Origin of the sequence: Janthinobacterium sp. P210006 (assembly GCF_036231885.1) — a bacterium.
GTDB classification, from domain to species: domain Bacteria; phylum Pseudomonadota; class Gammaproteobacteria; order Burkholderiales; family Burkholderiaceae_D; genus Janthinobacterium; species Janthinobacterium violaceinigrum.
This window is the reverse complement of sequence record NZ_JAZARD010000001.1, coordinates 1,574,057-1,593,027: the sequence shown is the minus strand read 5'-3', so window position 1 is coordinate 1,593,027 and position 18,971 is coordinate 1,574,057. Positions and strand designations below refer to the sequence as shown.

Below are 18,971 nucleotides of genomic sequence, written 5' to 3'. Positions count from 1 at the left end.
GGGATGGTGTTGGCCATCCCGCCGCCTTCTAAAATATCACATCTTGCACGGCGGACGCGCCGCCGTTTGCATGCGATCAGCGATACACGAGGTAGTACTTGGCGCGCGCGTAACCCTTCTGCGCGCCGCCCGTCTGCACCACCGCGAGCGACTCGCCGGCCGATGTATGGAAGACGCCAAGGCCATAGCTGGCTTCGCCGCCGATCACGGGCAGGCTGACGCTGCCTGCAGGGAACAGCAATTCGCCGCTATATTTCTTGTAGCTGGTCTGGTACGTCGTATCGTAGCCCGAAGAAACGTACTCAAGCGAGCTTTCCATCAGCAGCACTTCCGCCGTGGTGGGCGAATAGCTCATCGACAGCATGGTGTTGCTCTGGCCGCTGTTGCCATTACCAAGGATGAAGTGCCCCACATATTTCAGCGTTTCGGTATTGAAATACGAACCGTTTGCGGAAAACAGCAGATCTTCCTTCGGCGACAGGAAGAACGGCGACGTCATGTAGTAATCGCTATAAACATTGCCGCTGGTCAGGATGGCATTCGTTTGCGGATCGAAGGTGAAATACGAGAGGCTGGAGCTGCCAGCCGGCGCGAGAAAGACCTTGCTCTTCGATACGGCGAACGCGCCGCGCAGGACGCCGTAGAAGCCGCCGCCGGCGCCGAAATCGAGCGCAGGCAAAGCCTGCCCCGTGCGGGCATTGATCACGGCGACCGCCGGCCGCGCCGAGGAAGACAGCGTCTGGCCCGAGAGAAAGACCACGCCGTCGTTGGTGACGAATACTTCCGTTTGCGTGCCGCCGGTGCCCGTCGACTTCAGCACGGTGCCGGCGACCAGGTCCACGAGGCTGACCACGCCATCATGCAGCACGCCGGCCAGCTTGCCATCAGGGCTCAGATTGAAGGCCTTGACCGTCGTCGGCAGATCGATGCTGGTGATGCCGCCATCGACCGGATTGATGACTTTCATGGCGTTCGGCTCGGCCGTAATGGCGACCAGGCGATCGGTCGCCACGCTGTAACGCATGTCCAGCGGCTTGAACGGCAACGCGAGCACGCTCGAGGTCGAGGTGACGGCATTGAGTTTCAGGTAGGCGACCGCTGTCTGGCGGCCATTGCTCACCGTCAGCGACAACACGTAAGCACCGGCCACGTCCGGCGTGAACGACGGTATGGCAGCCGTGGCGGCGCCCAGCGTCGCAACGGAACCGGCAGGACGGCTGTCCACCGTCCAGGCGTAGGTCAATTTCGCGCCGCCCTCGTCATAGCTGAGGATGCCGCTGGTCACCACCGGCTGGCCGACGGGAACCGTTTGATTGTTGCGGCTGACGACAGCCACCGTGCCCTGGATCACGCCCGTCGGCAAGCTGTTGTTGGCGTCGAACTGGTACACCGTCTCGGCATAGGCTCCCTTGCCGTCCGCGCCACGGGCGCGCACGATGTACAGGCCCAGCACATCCGGCGAGAAACGGGCCGTTTGACCTGTGGCATACAGCACGGACGCGCTGCCGGACGGTTTCTGCATCAATTCCCACGTGGTGGTGACCTTGTCGCCATCCGCATCGGTACTGCCCGTGGCGTCGAGGACGATGCCGGAGCCCACCGATATGGCCATGGCTGGCTTGACGACCGGCTGCGCCGTGAAGGTGGCATTAACCACCACGACGGCGTTCGGCACCCGGTTATTGACCAGTACCGTGACATTTTTGTCGACCGAGCCGCCCTTGCCATTGGCCAGGCGCAGCTTGAAGACATACGTTCCCAGCACGTCGGCCTGGAAGTTGAGCTTGGCCGCGCTGGCAGCGTCCAGCTTGAGCGCGCTGTCCGCCGGCTTGGAGACGATGCTCCAGGCAAAGGTCAAGGTATTGCCATCGCTATCCTTGCTGCCGCTCGCATCGAGTTCGATGGGCGCACCCATGGTGCCGATCGCGTCGGCGCCTTCGGCCGCCGCTGACACGGCGCCGGCAAACAGGATGGCGGGCTGCGGCACGACGGCCGCGGGCGGCGTCACGACGTTGCCATCATTGCCGCTTCCGCCGCCACATCCGGCCAGCATGGCCATGGCCAGCAGACTGGCGCCCAGCCAGCGCAATACCGGCCCCTGCATACGACTCTTCATATGATTCCGTTCTCTAATATTCCCGTGGTTAGAAAGATGACGTCTTGTCGCGTCTAAAATGCGCACGCATATTATCATGACAACAACGTTAAATTTTCACCAAATTTCACTTTGGAAATATTAATTCACAGAAATCATTAAAAATCAGCAATATTTACCGCCCGCCGCCTCAGGCGCGCAGCAGCAAGGCCACGGCTTCGGCCGCGATGCCCTCTTCGCGGCCCAGGTAGCCCAGCTTTTCATTTGTCTTGGCCTTGATGTTGACCTGTCCTACCGATACGCCCAGGTCTTCGGCCACGTTGGCGCACATGGCGGCGATGTGCGGCGCCATCTTCGGGCGCTGGGCGATGATGGTGGCGTCGATATTGCCGATGATATAGCCGGTGGCTTGCACGCGGCGCACGGCTTCGCGCAGCAGGGTGCGCGAATCGGCGCCCTTGAATTGCGCATCCGTATCGGGGAAATGGCGGCCGATGTCGCCCAGGGCGGCGGCGCCGAAGATGGCGTCCGTGATGGCGTGCAGCAGCACGTCCGCGTCGGAATGGCCGAGCAGGCCCAGGTGATGGGGAATCTTCACGCCGCCGATGATCAGGTCGCGGTTTTCCACCAGCGCGTGGCAGTCATAGCCCTGGCCGATGCGGAAAGGCAGTACGGGAGTCGTAGTGTTCATGCGGGTCTCTTTAAAATTCAGGAATGGGCCAGATACAACTCGGCCGTTTGTATGTCGCGCGGCAAGGTCACCTTCAGGTTGCGCGGGTGGCCCTCGACGAGCCTGGGCGCCAGGCCCAGCGCCTCGACGGCACTGGCGTCGTCCGTGATCGCCTGCGGGTCGGACGCCTGCGACAGGGCCCGGTGCAGCAAGGCGTAGCTGAACATCTGCGGCGTTTGCGCCAGCCACAGGCCGTCGCGCGGCACGGTCAGCGCCGACACATTGGCCGGGCCCGCCCGCTTGACGGTGTCGACCACGGGCAAGGCCAGCAAGCCGCCGGCCGGATGCTCGCCCACCTCGTTGATGAGTTTTGCGATCAGCGCCGGCGTCAGGCCGGGACGGGCCGCGTCGTGCACCAGCACCTGGTCGTGCGCGGCAATGCTGCCGTGCAGCGCCTGCAAGGCATTCAGGATCGTCTCCATGCGCGTGGCGCCGCCGCAGCGCAATACCGTCACGCCCTGCTCTGGCACCAGGCCATCGATCTGCCCGTCTTCCGCGCTGACCACGATGTACGTGTGCGCAATGAGGGGACTGGCGAGAAAGGCGTCCACGGCGTGGCGCAACATGGGTTTGCCGGCGATGGGCAGGTATTGCTTGGGGCTGCCCGCTTCCATGCGCGCGCCCACGCCGGCGGCGGGGATCAGCGCAAAATAACGGGGGCGATTCGATGCTGCTACTGTCATGCGTTTCCTTGTCGTGTCACTGCTGGGCGGGCCGTGCCTTGCCCGCCAATATATTCTGGATGTCGCCATTGCACGCCTTGCCCAGGCGCGCATATTCCTGCGGCGAATCGATGGCCGCCTGCAAGACTTCCACCTTGCGCATCTCGGCCTTGATATACGGCAACCAGCCCGTATCGATCTCGCGCGCCAGCGCCGCCCTGGCCGTCCCGCTGGGCGCATACAGGGGCCGCGCCTCGAAGCGCCTGGCCAGCGCGGCGCGCACGGTCTTTTCCACGCGCGGCAGATGCTCCATATACGTTTTCATGTGCCGCAGCTCGTGCGCGAGTATCTCATCATACGCGCAGCTGCCGGGGGCGAACTCGCGGCCGATGTAAATCACCACGGGAGCGTAGTTGAGCTTGACGGATATCTGCGGCGCCACGCATTCGTAGCCGCTGGCAGGATCTTGCAGCATGGGCCCGGCCAGGGCAATCTGCACCTGCGAATCCGTCTTCGTCAGGCCCAGCACCCAGGTATTGGGCCGCGCCATGCCCTTCATCACCGTCAGCGCCTTGTACGACAGATGCGTGTCGATGCTGTAGCCGTTCTGCTGCACCGTCAGCACCGACACCGTCTTGCTGATCGTGTCTTCGCAGCGCACCTGGAACGGCGTGCGCGCCTGCGCCTGCGCCCCCAGGACGGCACCAGCGAGCAGCAGGAAGAGCGCCTTGCGCATGCGCCGGATCAGGCCGGCTGCCAGGCGCCGCTGGTGATCTTGTCGAGCCAGAAGATGCCGATGACCGTCTTCACGTCCGTGATCGTGCCATCCCTGACCCAGTCCAGCAGCTGCGGCACGGTTGCCGTAAATGTTTCCAGGAACTCGCCGTCGTCGAGGCGGCGCTCGCCGGCCACGAGGCCCCGCGCCAGGAACAGTTCCAGGTGCTCGTCGGAATAGGCGATAGCGTTGTGGATGGTGGAGACGAATTGCCAGTCGGTCGCCGTGTAGCCCGTCTCTTCCAGCAATTCGCGCCGGGCGCAGGCCAAGTGGGACTCGCCCGCGTCGATCTTGCCGGCCGGGAACTCGATGAACACGCGGTCCAGCGGATAGCGGTACTGCCGCTCCATCAGCACGGTGCCGTCGTCGAGCAGCGGCAGGATGACGACGGCGCCCGGGTGCAGGATGAATTCGCGCACCGTGATCTTGCCATCGGGCAGTGTCACCCGGTCGCGCTGCACGCGCAGGAAGCTGCCCTGGTAGGCCAGCTCGCCATCCACCTTCGTCTCAGTCAAATTCATATCCATGCGTTCAGTATCCATACCTTGATTATGCTCAATAAAAAAAAACGGCGCCAGAGGCGCCGCTTTCGGTCGAGGGGGCTAGCGCCGTTTGCGCAGGTAGCGTGCGACAAAGCCGGGGAAGGCCAGCACCAGGAACAGGCATCCCGTGATGGCATAGAATTCCCACGTCTGCGGGAAACCGTTGCCGATGCGCGCTTCGAGCGCGAATGCCACGGCGCCGACGATGAAGTACAGCACCACCATCTCCAGCAGGCGCAGTGCCAGCGGCTTGCGCCAGCCCTGCTCCGCCGGCGCGGCTTTTTTCAACGGCACGGCGGCAAACAGTTTCTCGTTCAAGAATGGCAGGTTGGCGCCCAGGATGCCCAGGGCGATCACCAGCCAGCTCGAGACGGTGACATCCATGGTCAGGACGCCAGGGTCTTGGTGATGGCCGAAGCGCAGGCCGCCAGGATGCTGTTAGGCATCACGCCCAGTGCCAGGACGAACACGCCGTTCAGGGCCAGCACGACGCGCATGTCGCCATGCACGACCAGCGCATTGCTGTCCGTCGGCTCGTCGAACCACATCATCTTCACGACGCGCAGGTAGTAGAAGGCGCCGATCAGCGAGAACAGCACGGCAGCGATGGTCAGCCACAGCTGGCCCGTGGCCAACACCGAGGCCAGCACCGAGTACTTGGCCATGAAGCCCATCAGCGGCGGCACGCCGGCCAGCGAGAACATGAACAGGGTCATCACCAGCGCGAAGATCGGGCTGCGTTTGCCCAGGCCCTTGAAGTCGGCCAGTTCTTCTGCTTCGAAACCATTACGTGCCAACAACATGATCACGCCGAAGGTACCCAGGGTGGTGAACACGTAGGTGATGACGTAGTACATCGAGGCGCCGTAGGCGGTGGCTGCGCCAGCCGCGTTCAGGGTGTTGTTCGGTGCATCGACGGTACCCGACAGCAGGCCCAGCAGCACGAAGCCCATTTGCGCGATGGTCGAGTACGCCAGCATGCGCTTCAGGTTCGTTTGCGCGATGGCGGTGAAGTTACCGATGGCCAGCGACATCACGGCCAGTACCAGCAGCATTTGCTGCCAGTCATGCGCCATCGGCAGCAAGCCCTCGCCCAGCAAACGCAGGGTGATGGCAAACGCGGCCAGTTTCGGCGCGCCGCCCAGCAGCAGGGTCACGGCCGTTGGCGAACCTTGGTACACGTCAGGCACCCACATGTGGAATGGCACGACGCCCAGTTTGAAGGCCAGGCCGGCGACGAGGAACACCAGGCCGAAGACCATGATGGTGCCGTTGGTCTTGCCGTTTTCCAGCGCCACGCGCAGTTCGCCCAGGTCCAGGGTGCCGGACGCGCCGTACAGCATCGAGATACCGTACAACATGAAACCGGAAGCCAGTGCGCCCAGGATGAAGTATTTCATGGCCGCTTCCGTGGCCTTGGCATTGTCACGGCGCAAGGCGATCAGCGCGTACAGCGACAGCGACATCAGTTCCAGACCCAGGTAGATGATCAGGAAGTTGTTGGCCGAGATCATGATCATCTGGCCCAGCAGTGCAAACAGGGCCAGCACGTAGAACTCGCCGCCCAGGTTACCCGACAGCATGTTGCGGTCGGTAGCGTAGGCACGCGAGTAGATCAGGGTCAGCGCCACGGCGCCGTACGAGAACAGTTTCAGCAGCTGCGACATCGGGTCCGACACGAACATGTTGTGGAACGTGTAGACGGTGGTGCCCGCGTTGAAGTCGCCCACGGTCAGCAAGGCGCAGCCTGCCAACGTCAGCAGGGACAGCGCGTAGGTGATCGAACGCTTCGCCGCAGGCAAGAACATATCGATCAGCAAGAGCGCCGACGTGGCGATCAGCAGAAAGATTTCCGCGTACAGCGGTACCAGATTAGGTGCATTAGTCATGTTATCGGTCTTCTATTTAAGGCAACTTGCTGGTGGCGACATGCTGCAGCAGGTCGGCAACCGAAGTTTGCATCGTGTCGGTGAACGGGGCTGGGTACAGACCCATCACAAGCACGGCGATGGCCAGCACAGCAAGCATGAAGAATTCACGTTTGTTGATGTCGGTCAGTTCGGCCACGTGCTTGTTCTTGATCTTGCCGAACACCACGCGCTTGGCCATCCACAGCGAGTACGCCGCGCCCCAGATCAGTGCCGTTGCAGCCAGCAAGCCGATCCAGAAGTTGAATTTCACCGCGCCCAGGATCACCATGAACTCGCCGACGAAGCCGGACGTCGCTGGCAGACCGCAGTTGGCCATCGAGAACAGCACGAAGAAGGCGGCAAATTTCGGCATGCGGTTCACGACGCCGCCGTAGTCGGCGATGTTGCGGGTATGCATGCGGTCATACAGCACGCCGATGCACAGGAACATGGCGCCGGAGATGAAGCCGTGCGACACCATCTGCACGATACCGCCCTGCACCGAGATGTCGTTGAACATGAAGAAGCCCAGGGTCACGAAACCCATGTGCGCGATCGACGAATAGGCGACCAGTTTTTTCATGTCCGTCTGCACCAGGGCAACCAGACCGATGTAGATGACGGCGATCAGCGACAAGGCGATCATGAAGCCCGACAGGTAGTGGCTGGCGTCTGGCGTGATCGGCAGCGAGAAACGCAGGAAGCCGTAGGCGCCCAGTTTCAGCATGATGGCGGCCAGCACGGCGGAACCGCCCGTAGGCGCTTCCACGTGGACGTCCGGCAGCCACGTGTGCACGGGGAACATCGGTACCTTTACGGCAAACGCCATCAGGAAGGCCAGGAAGATGAAGATCTGTTCGTTCATCGTCAGCTTGAACGCATGCCAGGCCAGGATGTCGAAGGTGCCCGACACATTGCGCAGGTAGATGATGGCAACCAGGGTCAGCAGCGAACCGAAGAAGGTGTACAGGAAGAACTTGAACGACGCGTACACGCGGTTCGAACCGCCCCAGATACCGATGATGATGAACATCGGTATCAGGGTTGCTTCAAAGAAGAAGTAGAACAGCAAGCCGTCCAGCGCGCAGAACACGCCGATCATCAAGCCCGACAGGATCAGGAAGGAGCCCATGTACTGGGCGATGCGCTTCTCGATCACTTGCCAAGCGGAAATCACCACGATCACCGTGATGAATGCCGTCAGCGGCACGAACCACAGGGACAGGCCGTCGATACCCAGCGAATACCAGATATTGAAGGTTTGGATCCACGGTGCTTTTTCGACGAATTGCATGCCGTGTGCGGCGTTGTCGAAATGCTGGATCAGCGGCAAGGTGCACAGCATGCTGAGCACGGCGCCAGCCAGCGACAGCCAGCGGGTAAAGCCCGCTTTGCTGTCACGGCCGAGAGCCAGGATCAGGACGCCGCAAATGATCGGCACCCAGATCGACAGACTCAGGTAAGGAGGTAATGTAGAAATCGTAGACTGCATCATGGTTCTCAGTATTCTTTTATCAGGTCAGCTTACTTAGCGGGCCAGAATGGCAGGAAATAGATCAGGAAGCCCAGCACGCCCAGGATCATCACGAATGCATAGTGATAGATGTAGCCGGTCTGCAGCACTCGCGACAGCGAGGACAGCCAGGCGACGACCTTGGCGCTACCGTTGACCAGCAGGCCATCGATCAGCTTCTTGTCACCGAAGTTCCACAGGCCATTACCCAGCAAGCGGGCACCGCCGGCGAACACGACTTCATTGAACTTGTCCATGTAGTACTTGTTGTCCAGCAGGGTGTGGATCGCGTGGAACTTGGCAAAGAACCAGGCCGGTACGCGCGGGTTGACCATGTAGCAGTAGTAGGCTGCCACCACGCCGGACAATGCCAGCCAGAACGGTGCCGTCGACAGGCCGTGGATCGCCATCGCCATTGCGCCGTGGAATTCATGCGACAACTCTTCCATTGCTGGATGGTTTTCGCCCACAAAAATCACGCCCTTGAAGAAATCGCCATGCAGCATCGGGCCGATCGTCAGGTAACCGATGATCAAGGAAGGGATCGCCAGCATCACCAGCGGGAACCATACGACGAATGGGGACTCGTGCGGCTTCTGGCCAGGTTCCAGACCGTGGTGGCCGTGGTCGTCCTCTTCCTCTTCGTGATGGTCGTCATGTGCATCGCCGTGCGCGCCATGGGCCGCTTTCGGTGCGTGATGGTCGTCGTGACCGTGCGCATGCGCCTGGCCGAAACGTTCCTTGCCGTGGAAGACGAGGAAGTACATGCGGAACGAGTAGAACGCGGTGACGAACACGCCAGCCAGCACGGCGAACTGGGCAAAGCCAGCGCCCCAGATGTGCGTTGCTTCGACGGCTTCGATGATGCTGTCTTTCGAGTAGAAACCGGAGAACAGCGGCGTACCGATCAGGGCCAGCGAACCGATCAGCGAAGTAATCCAGGTGATTGGCATGTATTTGCGCAGGCCGCCCATGTTGCGGATGTCCTGGTCATGGTGCATGCCGATGATGACGGAACCGGCGCCCAGGAACAGCAGTGCCTTGAAGAATGCGTGCGTCATCAGGTGGAACACGGCCACGGAGTACGCGGACGAACCCAGCGCCACGGTCATGTAGCCCAGCTGCGACAGGGTCGAGTAAGCGACGACGCGCTTGATGTCGTTCTGGATGATGCCCAGGAAGCCCATGAACAGCGCCGTGATGGAACCGATCACCAGGATGAAGGACAGTGCCGTGTCGGACAGTTCGAACAGCGGCGACATGCGCGAGACCATGAAGATACCGGCCGTCACCATCGTCGCGGCGTGGATCAGTGCCGAGATCGGGGTAGGACCTTCCATCGAGTCAGGCAGCCACACGTGCAGCGGGAATTGCGCCGACTTGCCCATCGCGCCGATGAACAGGCAGATGCAGGCCACGGTCAGCAGGGCCCAGTCGGTGCCTGGCATCGTCAGCAGCGCCAGTTCGTCTTTCTTGGCGAATACTTCCTGGTAGTTCATGGTGCCGGCAAACGCCAGCAGCAGGCCGATGCCCAGGATGAAGCCGAAGTCGCCCACGCGGTTGACGAGGAACGCCTTCATGTTGGCCACGATGGCCGTCGGACGCTGGTACCAGAAACCGATCAGCAGGTAGGAGACCAGGCCCACGGCTTCCCAACCGAAGAACAGCTGCAGGAAGTTGTTGGCCATGACCAGCATCAGCATCGAGAACGTGAACAGCGAGATGTAGGCGAAGAAGCGGTTGTAGCCTTCGTCGTCCTTCATGTAGCCGATCGTGTAGATGTGCACCATCAGGGAGACGAAGGTGACCACGCACATCATCATCGCCGACAGCGAATCGATCTGGAAGCCCACTTCCATCTTCAGGGTGCCGATCGTCATCCAGTTATAGATCGTGCCATTGAATGTCGCGCCATCCATCACTGCCAGCAGTGTCTGCACGGACAGGATGAACGCAATCAGTACGCCCAGGATCGTCGCGGTATGCGACGTCTTGCGTCCGACCAAATTACCCAGGAACTGGGTGCCAAGCAAGCCTGCAATCGCGGCACCGGCCAGCGGCGCCAGCGGTACGGCAAGAAGGAGGTTAGGGTTGAGGAGTTGCCCCGCCATGATGAACCTTAATCGTTATTATTCGAGAGATCGAGTCTGAAAAACATCAGCCTTTGAGGCTGTCCAGGTCTTCGACGTTGATGGTATCCAGATTACGGAACATCACCACCAGAATAGCCAGACCGATAGCCGACTCAGCGGCGGCAACCGTCAGGATGAAGAAAACGAAGATCTGACCGGCAGCGTCGCCCATGAAATGGGAGAACGCGATGAAATTCATATTCACCGCCAGCAGCATCAGTTCGATTGCCATCAGCAATACGATGATGTTCTTGCGGTTCAGGAAAATACCGACGATCGAGATTGCGAACAGGATCGCGCCCAGGACCAGAAAATGTGTGAGCGATAATGTCATGGTGCCTCCTTAACTTCCGGCTCAGCCGCAGGACGCTCGACGACCGCGTCCATCTTGATGATCTTCAGGCGGTCGTTGCGCTTGACGCGTACCGCATCGCCTGGAGCAAAATGCTTGGTGTCCTTGCGTTTGCGCAGGGTCAGTGCAACTGCGGCAACGATGGCCACCAGCAGCACGACGGCAGCGATCTCGAAAGCAAACACATATTTCGTGTAGATCAGCAGGCCCAGTTCCTTGGTGCCGCCCAGGTTGACGTTCACGGGAGCGATGCTCGGCGCAAAGTTGCGGAAACCGTGCCACAGGACGGCAGCCATTTCCAGCACGATGATCACGCCCACCGTCACCGACAAAGGCAGATAGCCCCAGAAGCCTTCGCGCATGCGGTCGATATTGATATCGAGCATCATGACCACGAAGAGGAACAGCACCATCACGGCGCCGACATACACCAATACCAGCACGATGGCCAGGAATTCAGCTTGCAGCAGCATCCAGATGCCCGCTGCGGAAAAGAAGGACAGCACTAGGAACAGTACTGCGTGGACCGGATTACGGGCCGTGATGACGCGCGTCGCTGCCAGAATCAAGATCAGCGCGAAGGCGTAAAACAAAATTGTTTTAAAGTCCATAAAAAACCCAATAGACGTACAGATGAACGAGGGGCGCGCCGCAGCCTCTCGGCTGCGGCGCATCCATCAGCGATAAGGTGCGTCGGCGGCGCGCGCAGCGGCGATGTCATTTTCATAACGATCACCTACGGCCAGCAACATCTCTTTCGTGTAATACAAATCCCCGCGTTTCTCGCCGTGGTATTCTAGGATTTGCGTCTCGACGATCGAATCGACCGGGCAGGACTCTTCGCAGAAACCGCAGAAGATGCACTTGGTCAAGTCGATATCGTAACGCGTGGTGCGGCGCGAGCCGTCGTCACGCTGTTCCGATTCGATCGTGATGGCCATCGCCGGGCAAACCGCTTCGCACAGTTTGCAGGCGATGCAACGTTCCTCGCCGTTCGGGTAGCGGCGCAGCGCGTGCAAGCCACGGAAGCGCGGCGAGATCGGTGTCTTCTCTTCCGGGAATTGCACCGTGATCTTGCGCGAAAACATGTACTTGCCTGTCAACGCCATGCCCTTGATCAGCTCGCCTAACAAGAGGCTGCTGAAGAAATCTTTTACCTTATCCATTCGTATGCACTCTCTTACTTCCAAATATTCCAGGATGTCTGCATCCAGGCAGCGACGAAGACCAGGTAGACCAGCGTCAACGGGATAAACACTTTCCAGCCGAGGCGCATGATCTGGTCATAACGGTAGCGTGGGAAAGTACCGCGCACCCAGATAAACACCGACACGATGAAGAAGGTCTTGGCGAACAGCCAGAAGAAGCCGCCGAAACCACCCCAGAACTCAAGGAAAGCAAATGGTGCGGACCAGCCACCGAGGAACATGATCGAAGCCAGGGCGCCGATCAGGATCATGTTGGCGTATTCGGCCAGCATGAACATGGCGTAGGCCATGCCCGAGTACTCGACCATGTGGCCGGCCACGATTTCCGACTCGCCTTCGACGACGTCGAACGGGTGGCGGTTGGCTTCAGCCAGGCCCGACACCAGGTAGATGACGAACATCGGCAGCAGCGGCAGCCAGTTCCACGACAGGAAGTTCACGCCCTTGTCGGCGAAGAAGCCGATTTGCTGGCCGCCGACGATGTCGATGAAGTTCAGGCTGCCCGAGACCATCAGCACGATGACCATCACGAAGCCCATCGGGATTTCATACGAAATCATCTGTGCCGAAGCGCGCATGGCGCCCATGAACGAGTACTTCGAGTTCGAAGCCCAGCCGGCGATGATGATGCCGTAGACTTCCATCGAGGTAATCGCCAGCAGCATCAGCAAGCCTGCGTTGACGTTGGCCAGCACGGCTTGCGGACCGAACGGCACGACCGACCAGGCGGCCAGGGCCGGCATGATGGTCATGATCGGGCCGATCACGAACAGGCCCTTGGCGGCCTTGGACGGGATGATGATCTCTTTGAACAAGAGTTTCAGCGCATCGGCGATCGGTTGCAGCAAGCCCAGCGGGCCCACGCGGTTCGGACCCACGCGGATCTGGATCCAGCCGATCAGCTTGCGTTCCCACAAGGTCAGGTAGGCAACCAGGCCCATCAGCGGCAGCAGCACGCACAGGATCTTGATCAGGGTCCAGAAGAACGGCCAGGAGCCGCCCAGCAAATCCTGGCCGCTGCTGTTGATGACGTTTACAAATTCAGGCAGAGCCATCAGATTTTCCCCTCTGCTGTTTCAACTGTGATGTCACCGAACATGCCGCCCAGGCTAGCCGTCGAGGCATGCGCCGCCGACACTTTGACCACATTGGCTGGCAGGCCGGCATGGATTGCCGCCACCAGGATGGCGCTGCCGGAGCCTTGCGCCACTTTGACCTTGTCGCCTGCCTTGATGCCCAGCTTCTCGGCCAATGCTGGCGACAGATGGGCTTGCGGCGCGGCGCCATCGACCGTGCGCAGCAGCGGTTCGGAGCGGCGTACCAGCGCGTCGGCGAAGTAGATCGGCACGTCGGCGATGCGTTGCAGCGCCGGCGATGCCGGTGCGTACGCTGCCGCTTCCGGCGCGTTCTTGGCGATGTTGTTCAGCTGTGCCGACAGGTCGGTCACACCGGCGCCAAACGCTTCGTCGCGGATCGCTTCGGACGTGTCGTAGTCGAAACCGGCCAGGCCCAGAATGTTGCCCAGGACGCGCAGCACTTTCCAGGCCGGACGGGTTTCCGCCAGCGGTTTCACAGTGCCGTTGAAGCTTTGCGCGCGGCCTTCGCAGTTCACGAAGGTGCCCGAGGTTTCAGCGAACGGGGCGATCGGCAGCAAGACATCGGCGTAATCCATGCCGTGCTTGAAGGCCGACATCGCCACGACCATCTCGGCCTTGTCCAGGGCGGCGCGGGCCGCTTGTGGATTGGCGGCATCGAGTTCCGGCTCCGCGTGCAGCAGCACGTAGGCTTTCTTCGGCACGGCAAACGCAGCTTGCACGTTGGCGCGCGGCTTGGCGACCAGGTGCGCGCCAACCGTGTTGGCCGCTTCCGTCAGGTAGCCGAGCTTGGCGCCCGTCTGTTCGGCGATCCATTGCGCGGCAGCATGCAATTGCGACGCTTGCGGGTGTTGCGTTGCCGCGTTACCCAGCAGCACGGCGCCGTTGTCGCCGGCCATCAGGCTGGCGGCAATCGCAACGGCCACGTCCGAAGCGGCAATCGCTTCGAAACCGGCTGGTGCGGCGATTTCTTTCGCTTTGGCAACAGCGACGACCACTTCCGACAAGGCCGCCAGCCAATCGCTTGGCGCTGCGATCATCTTGTTGGCGATCGTGATCAGCTGATCATCGTCGGAGGCGTGCAGGATCGACAGCTTGGCGCCGCCCTTGACGGACGCGCGCAAACGCGTGGCCAGCAACGGGTGGTCCTTGCGCAGGAACGAGCCGATGACGAAGGCGCGCTTGATCTGGCCAAATTCATTGATCGGCATGCCCAGCCATGGCTTGACGGACGCGTCGAGCGCGAAGTCGGTCTGGCGCAGGCGGAAGTCGACGTGCTCGGAACCGAGACCGTGGGCCACTTTTTGCAGCAGGACCAGCTCTTCGACGGTCGAATGCGGCGTTGCCAGCGCGGCGATGGCGTCGGCGCCATGCTCGTGCTTGATGTTTTTCAAACCGTGCGCCACGTATTCCAGCGCCGTTTGCCAATCGACTTCTTTCCACTCGTTGCCTTGTTTCAGCATCGGGGAAGTCAGGCGTTCGGCGCTGTCCAGCGCTTCGTACGAGAAACGGTCCTTGTCCGAGATCCAGCACTCGTTGACGGCTTCATTTTCCAGCGGCAATACGCGCTTGACCTTGCCAGCTTTCACTTGCACGATCAGGTTCGAACCCAGGCCATCATGCGGGCTGACCGATTTGCGGCGCGACAGTTCCCACGTACGGGCGCTGTAGCGGAACGGTTTCGAGGTCAGTGCGCCGACCGGGCACAGGTCGATCATGTTGCCCGACAGTTCGGAGTCGACCGTCTGGCCCACGAAGGACACGATTTCCGAGTGTTCGCCGCGGCCGATCATGCCCAGCTCCATCACGCCGGCCACTTCCTGGCCAAAGCGTACGCAACGGGTGCACTGGATGCAGCGCGACATTTCCTGCATGGAGACCAGCGGACCGGCTTCCTTCGGCTGCACGACGCGCTTGTCTTCCTTGTAGCGCGATTCGCTCTTGCCGTAGCCCACAGCCAAGTCTTGCAACTGGCATTCGCCGCCCTGATCGCAGATAGGGCAATCGAGCGGGTGGTTAATCAGCAAGAATTCCATGACCGACTTTTGCGCCTGCACAGCTTTGTCGCTGGCGGAGCGCACGATCATGCCGGCACTGACCGGGGTCGCACAAGCGGGCAAAGGCTTGGGCGCCTTTTCCACTTCGACCAGGCACATGCGGCAGTTCGCTGCGATCGACAATTTCTTGTGATAGCAGAAGTGCGGAATGTAGGTTCCCAATTTGTTGGCGGCGTCCATCACCATGCTACCAGCAGGGACTTCGACTTTTTTGCCGTCTATTTCGATTTCAACCATGGTGATCGTTACCTGACGCAGCTTAGATATATGCGGGCACTAAGCAATGCTTGTGCTCGATATGATATTCAAATTCTTCACGGAAATTCTTAATGAAGGCCCGTACCGGCATGGCAGCCGCATCGCCCAGCGCGCAAATGGTGCGGCCCTGGATGTTGTCGGCGATCGAGTTGAGCATGTCCAGGTCGTCTGGACGACCCTGCCCCTGCTCGATGCGGTGCACCATGCGGTACATCCAGCCTGTGCCTTCACGGCAAGGCGTACACTGGCCGCACGATTCTTCAAAGTAGAAGTAGGACAGGCGTTCCAGCGCCTTTACCATGCAGCGTGTTTCGTCCATCACGATGACGGCGCCCGAACCCAGCATCGAACCGGCTTTCGCGATCGAGTCATAGTCCAGGTCGGTCTGCATCATGATGTCGCCGCGGATCACCGGAGCGGACGAACCGCCAGGGATCACGGCCTTGATCTTTTTGCCACCGCGCATGCCGCCTGCCAGTTCCAGCAGGGTCGCAAACGGGGTGCCGAGCGGCACTTCGTAGTTGCCCGGTTTTTCCACGTCGCCCGAGATCGAGAAGATCTTCGAACCGCCGTTGTTCGGCTTGCCCATGGCCAGGTATTTCTCTGGACCGATGTTCAGCACGAATGGCACGGCCGCGAAGGTTTCCGTGTTGTTGATCGTCGTCGGCTTGCCGTACAGGCCAAACGAGGCAGGGAAAGGCGGCTTGAAGCGCGGCTGGCCTTTCTTGCCTTCCAGCGATTCCAGCAGGGCCGTTTCTTCGCCGCAGATGTAGGCGCCATAACCATGGTGCGCATGCAACTGGAACGAGAACTCGCTGCCCATGATCTTGTCGCCCAGGAAACCGGCGGCGCGCGCCTCTTCCAGCGCTTCTTCGAAACGCAGGTATTCCTGGAAGATTTCACCGTGGATATAGTTGTAACCCACGGTGATGCCCATCGCATAAGCGCCAATGGCCATGCCTTCGATCAGCGCATGGGGATTGTAACGAATGATGTCGCGGTCCTTGAAAGTACCCGGTTCGCCTTCATCTGTATTGCAGACGAGGTATTTTTGACCCGGGAACTGGCGCGGCATGAAGCTCCACTTCAAGCCGGTAGGGAAACCCGCGCCGCCACGGCCGCGCAAGGACGAAGCCTTGAGGTCGGCGATGATCTGTTCCGGCGTGATTTTCTCTTCCAGGATACGCCGCAGGGCCGAATAGCCGCCGCGGTTCACATAATCTTGCAAATGCCAGTTCTTGCCATCCAGATCCTTCAGGATCAATGGATCGATATGGCGGTTGTGGAGTGACGTCATTTCTTGAGTTCCTCCAGCATGGCGTCGATTTTCTCGTTCGACATCCAGCTGCACATGGTTTTATTACTGACCAGCAAGACAGGCGCATCGCCGCAAGCACCCATGCACTCGCCTTCAACCAGGGTGAACTGGCCATCAGCGGTGGTTTCGCGGAAATCGATACCCAGTTTCTGCTTCAGGTAGTCTGCAGCGCGCACGCCGCCCGACAGGGCGCATGGCAGGTTGGTGCACACGGTGATCTTGTGCTTGCCCACGGGTTTCACGTTGTACATATTGTAGAACGTGGCCACTTCCTGCACGGCAATCGCCGGCATGCCGATGTAATCGGCCAGTTCCTTCATGGTTTCCGGCGCCAGCCAGCCCAGTTCATCCTGGGCATGGGCCAGCGCGGCCATGACGGCCGACTGACGCTGGTCGGCCGGGTACTTGGCCAGCTCGCGGTCAATTTTCTTATAGCATTGCTCTGATAACAACATACTTTTTGCCTCTTAGCGGTCAATACTGCCGAACACGATATCTTGCGTCCCGATGATGGTCACGGCGTCGGCAAGCATGTGCCCACGCGCCATCTCGTCGAGCGACTGCAAGTGGGCGTAGTCTGGCGCGCGCAGTTTCATGCGGTACGGCTTGTTGGCGCCATCGGACACCAGGTACACGCCGAACTCGCCCTTCGGATGCTCCACGGCACTGTAGGCCTCGCCTGGCGGCACGTGGAAACCTTCCGTAAACAGCTTGAAGTGGTGAATCAGCGATTCCATGTTGGTCTTCATGTCGACGCGGCCCGGAGGCGCCACCTTGCGGTTGCTGGTCATGACAGGACCTTCATTGTTGCGCAGCCACTCCACGCATTGCTTGATGATGCGGTTCGACTGGCGCAGCTCTTCCACGCGGACCAGGTAGCGGTCGTAGCAATCGCCGTTGGTGCCGATAGGAATGTCGAAATCCATCAGGTCGTACACTTCGTACGGCTGTTTCTTGCGCAAGTCCCACTGCACGCCCGAGCCGCGCAGCATGGCGCCCGTAAAGCCCATGGCCAGCGCATCTTCCGGCGAGACCACGCCGATGCCGACGGTACGCTGTTTCCAGATACGGTTGTCGGTCAGCAGGGTTTCGTACTCGTCCACCGAGTTCGGGAAACGGCGCGCGAAGTCTTCGATGAAGTCCAGCAGCGAACCCTGGCGGTTTTCGTTCAGCTTGCCGATGGCCTTGGCGTTGCGGATGATCGACGCCTTGTGCTGCGGCATCGCGTCCGGCAGGTCGCGGTACACGCCGCCCGGACGGTAGTAGGCCGCGTGCATGCGCGCGCCCGACACTGCCTCGTAGGCGTCGAACAAGTCTTCGCGGTCGCGGAAGCAATACAGGAACGGGCCCATGGCGCCGACGTCCAGCGCGTGGGTACCCAGCCACATCAGGTGATTCAGGATGCGCGTCATCTCGTCGAACATGACGCGGATGTATTGCGCGCGCAGGGGCACTTCCAGGCCCAGCATCTTTTCGATGGCCATCACGTACGCGTGTTCATTGCACATCATCGACACATAGTCGAGACGGTCCATGTACGGCACGGATTGCAGGTAGGTCTTTTGCTCGGCCAGCTTTTCGGTAGCGCGGTGCAGCAGGCCGATATGCGGGTCGGCGCGCTGGATGACTTCGCCATCCATCTCCAGCACCAGGCGCAGCACACCGTGCGCGGCCGGATGCTGTGGCCCAAAGTTCAGGGTGTAGTTCTTAATCTCAGCCATTATTTCATCCCGTAATGTTCTTCGCGGATCACGCGCGGCACGTTTTCCCGCGGCTCGATCGTCACGGGCTGGTAAATCACGCGCTTTTGTTCCGGATCGTAGCGCATCTCGACATAGCCGGAGACGGGGAAATCCTTGCGGAACGGATGGCCGATGAAACCGTAGTCGGTCAGCAGGCGGCGCAAGTCGTTGTGGCCTTCGAAGAGGATGCCCAGCAGGTCGAACGCTTCGCGCTCGTACCAGTTGACGGCACGCCAGATACCCACCACGGAAGGCAGCAGCGGCATGTCGTCGTCCGGTGCGAACACGCGCACGCGCACGCGCCAGTTGTGCTTGACCGACAGCAGGTGCGAGACGGCCGCGAAACGCAGGCCATCCCAGCTACCGTCGCCATAGGTCGAGTAGTCGACGCCGCACAGGTCGAGCAATTGCTCGAAATGCAGGGTCGGATCGTCGCGCAAGGTCTGCATCACGGCCAGGTAGTCCTCGGCCTTGACGACCAGGGTCACTTCGCCCAGCGCAACGGTCGTGCTAACGCGATCGCCCAGGGCAGTGCCGAGGGCGTTTTGCAATACTTCTAAATGTGTTGTCATAATCTGAAGCG

The 18,971-nt window shown here is 60.6% G+C and carries 18 protein-coding genes; all 18 read right to left on the bottom strand.

Features of this window, described 5'->3' with window-relative positions:
* Window positions 1-76: 76 nt before the first annotated feature.
* Window positions 77-2,116, bottom strand: a complete 2,040-nt coding sequence (locus tag VPH41_RS07145; protein WP_328569417.1) for a PKD domain-containing protein — start codon at window positions 2,114-2,116, stop codon at window positions 77-79.
* A gap of 169 nt (window positions 2,117-2,285) precedes the next feature.
* Window positions 2,286-2,786, bottom strand: a complete 501-nt coding sequence (gene ispF, locus VPH41_RS07140) for a 2-C-methyl-D-erythritol 2,4-cyclodiphosphate synthase (protein WP_099388380.1) — start codon at window positions 2,784-2,786, stop codon at window positions 2,286-2,288.
* Window positions 2,787-2,803: 17 nt separating this feature from the next.
* A complete protein-coding gene (gene ispD, locus VPH41_RS07135; protein ID WP_328569416.1) occupies window positions 2,804-3,508 on the bottom strand; it encodes a 2-C-methyl-D-erythritol 4-phosphate cytidylyltransferase in 705 nt (234 codons plus the stop codon).
* A 16-nt stretch (window positions 3,509-3,524) separates the two neighbouring features.
* The gene (locus tag VPH41_RS07130; RefSeq protein ID WP_328569415.1) at window positions 3,525-4,223 is read right to left on the bottom strand and encodes a hypothetical protein; all 699 of its coding nucleotides are present in this window, start codon (window positions 4,221-4,223) and stop codon (window positions 3,525-3,527) included.
* An 8-nt stretch (window positions 4,224-4,231) separates the two neighbouring features.
* The gene (locus tag VPH41_RS07125) at window positions 4,232-4,789 is read right to left on the bottom strand and encodes an NUDIX hydrolase (RefSeq protein ID WP_328569414.1); all 558 of its coding nucleotides are present in this window, start codon (window positions 4,787-4,789) and stop codon (window positions 4,232-4,234) included.
* Between the two features lie 75 nt (window positions 4,790-4,864).
* Window positions 4,865-5,188, bottom strand: coding sequence for a DUF2818 family protein (locus tag VPH41_RS07120; RefSeq protein ID WP_152257080.1), 324 nt, complete (start codon window positions 5,186-5,188; stop codon window positions 4,865-4,867).
* 2 nt (window positions 5,189-5,190) lie between these two features.
* Window positions 5,191-6,693, bottom strand: coding sequence for an NADH-quinone oxidoreductase subunit NuoN (nuoN, locus tag VPH41_RS07115; protein WP_152283158.1), 1,503 nt, complete (start codon window positions 6,691-6,693; stop codon window positions 5,191-5,193).
* Window positions 6,694-6,709: 16 nt separating this feature from the next.
* Entirely contained in the window at window positions 6,710-8,209 is a 1,500-nt protein-coding gene (locus VPH41_RS07110) for an NADH-quinone oxidoreductase subunit M (protein WP_152283157.1), read from the bottom strand.
* A 29-nt stretch (window positions 8,210-8,238) separates the two neighbouring features.
* Entirely contained in the window at window positions 8,239-10,338 is a 2,100-nt protein-coding gene (gene nuoL, locus VPH41_RS07105) for an NADH-quinone oxidoreductase subunit L (protein ID WP_152257083.1), read from the bottom strand.
* A 46-nt stretch (window positions 10,339-10,384) separates the two neighbouring features.
* The gene (gene nuoK / locus VPH41_RS07100) at window positions 10,385-10,693 is read right to left on the bottom strand and encodes an NADH-quinone oxidoreductase subunit NuoK (RefSeq protein ID WP_010399724.1); all 309 of its coding nucleotides are present in this window, start codon (window positions 10,691-10,693) and stop codon (window positions 10,385-10,387) included.
* Window positions 10,690-11,322 (bottom strand): NADH-quinone oxidoreductase subunit J, encoded by a 633-nt coding sequence (locus tag VPH41_RS07095; RefSeq protein WP_034779507.1) that lies wholly within the window; start codon window positions 11,320-11,322, stop codon window positions 10,690-10,692. Before VPH41_RS07095 ends, nuoK begins: the two co-directional genes overlap by 4 nt.
* Window positions 11,323-11,388: 66 nt before the next feature.
* Window positions 11,389-11,877, bottom strand: a complete 489-nt coding sequence (gene nuoI / locus VPH41_RS07090; protein ID WP_010399726.1) for an NADH-quinone oxidoreductase subunit NuoI — start codon at window positions 11,875-11,877, stop codon at window positions 11,389-11,391.
* Between the two features lie 14 nt (window positions 11,878-11,891).
* Complete coding sequence (gene nuoH / locus VPH41_RS07085) at window positions 11,892-12,974, bottom strand: NADH-quinone oxidoreductase subunit NuoH (RefSeq protein ID WP_071076363.1); 1,083 nt, start codon at window positions 12,972-12,974, stop codon at window positions 11,892-11,894.
* Entirely contained in the window at window positions 12,974-15,307 is a 2,334-nt protein-coding gene (nuoG, locus tag VPH41_RS07080) for an NADH-quinone oxidoreductase subunit NuoG (RefSeq protein ID WP_328569413.1), read from the bottom strand. The genes nuoH and nuoG overlap by 1 nt, the downstream gene beginning before the upstream one ends.
* 22 nt (window positions 15,308-15,329) lie before the next feature.
* Complete coding sequence (gene nuoF / locus VPH41_RS07075) at window positions 15,330-16,625, bottom strand: NADH-quinone oxidoreductase subunit NuoF (RefSeq protein ID WP_010399729.1); 1,296 nt, start codon at window positions 16,623-16,625, stop codon at window positions 15,330-15,332.
* Window positions 16,622-17,101: an NADH-quinone oxidoreductase subunit NuoE gene (nuoE, locus tag VPH41_RS07070; protein ID WP_034749989.1), complete on the bottom strand. Its 480-nt coding sequence runs from the start codon at window positions 17,099-17,101 to the stop codon at window positions 16,622-16,624. Before nuoE ends, nuoF begins: the two co-directional genes overlap by 4 nt.
* A gap of 12 nt (window positions 17,102-17,113) precedes the next feature.
* The gene (locus VPH41_RS07065; RefSeq protein WP_034749992.1) at window positions 17,114-18,367 is read right to left on the bottom strand and encodes an NADH-quinone oxidoreductase subunit D; all 1,254 of its coding nucleotides are present in this window, start codon (window positions 18,365-18,367) and stop codon (window positions 17,114-17,116) included.
* The gene (locus tag VPH41_RS07060) at window positions 18,367-18,960 is read right to left on the bottom strand and encodes an NADH-quinone oxidoreductase subunit C (RefSeq protein WP_034779526.1); all 594 of its coding nucleotides are present in this window, start codon (window positions 18,958-18,960) and stop codon (window positions 18,367-18,369) included. Before VPH41_RS07060 ends, VPH41_RS07065 begins: the two co-directional genes overlap by 1 nt.
* Between the last annotated feature and the right edge of the window lie 11 nt (window positions 18,961-18,971).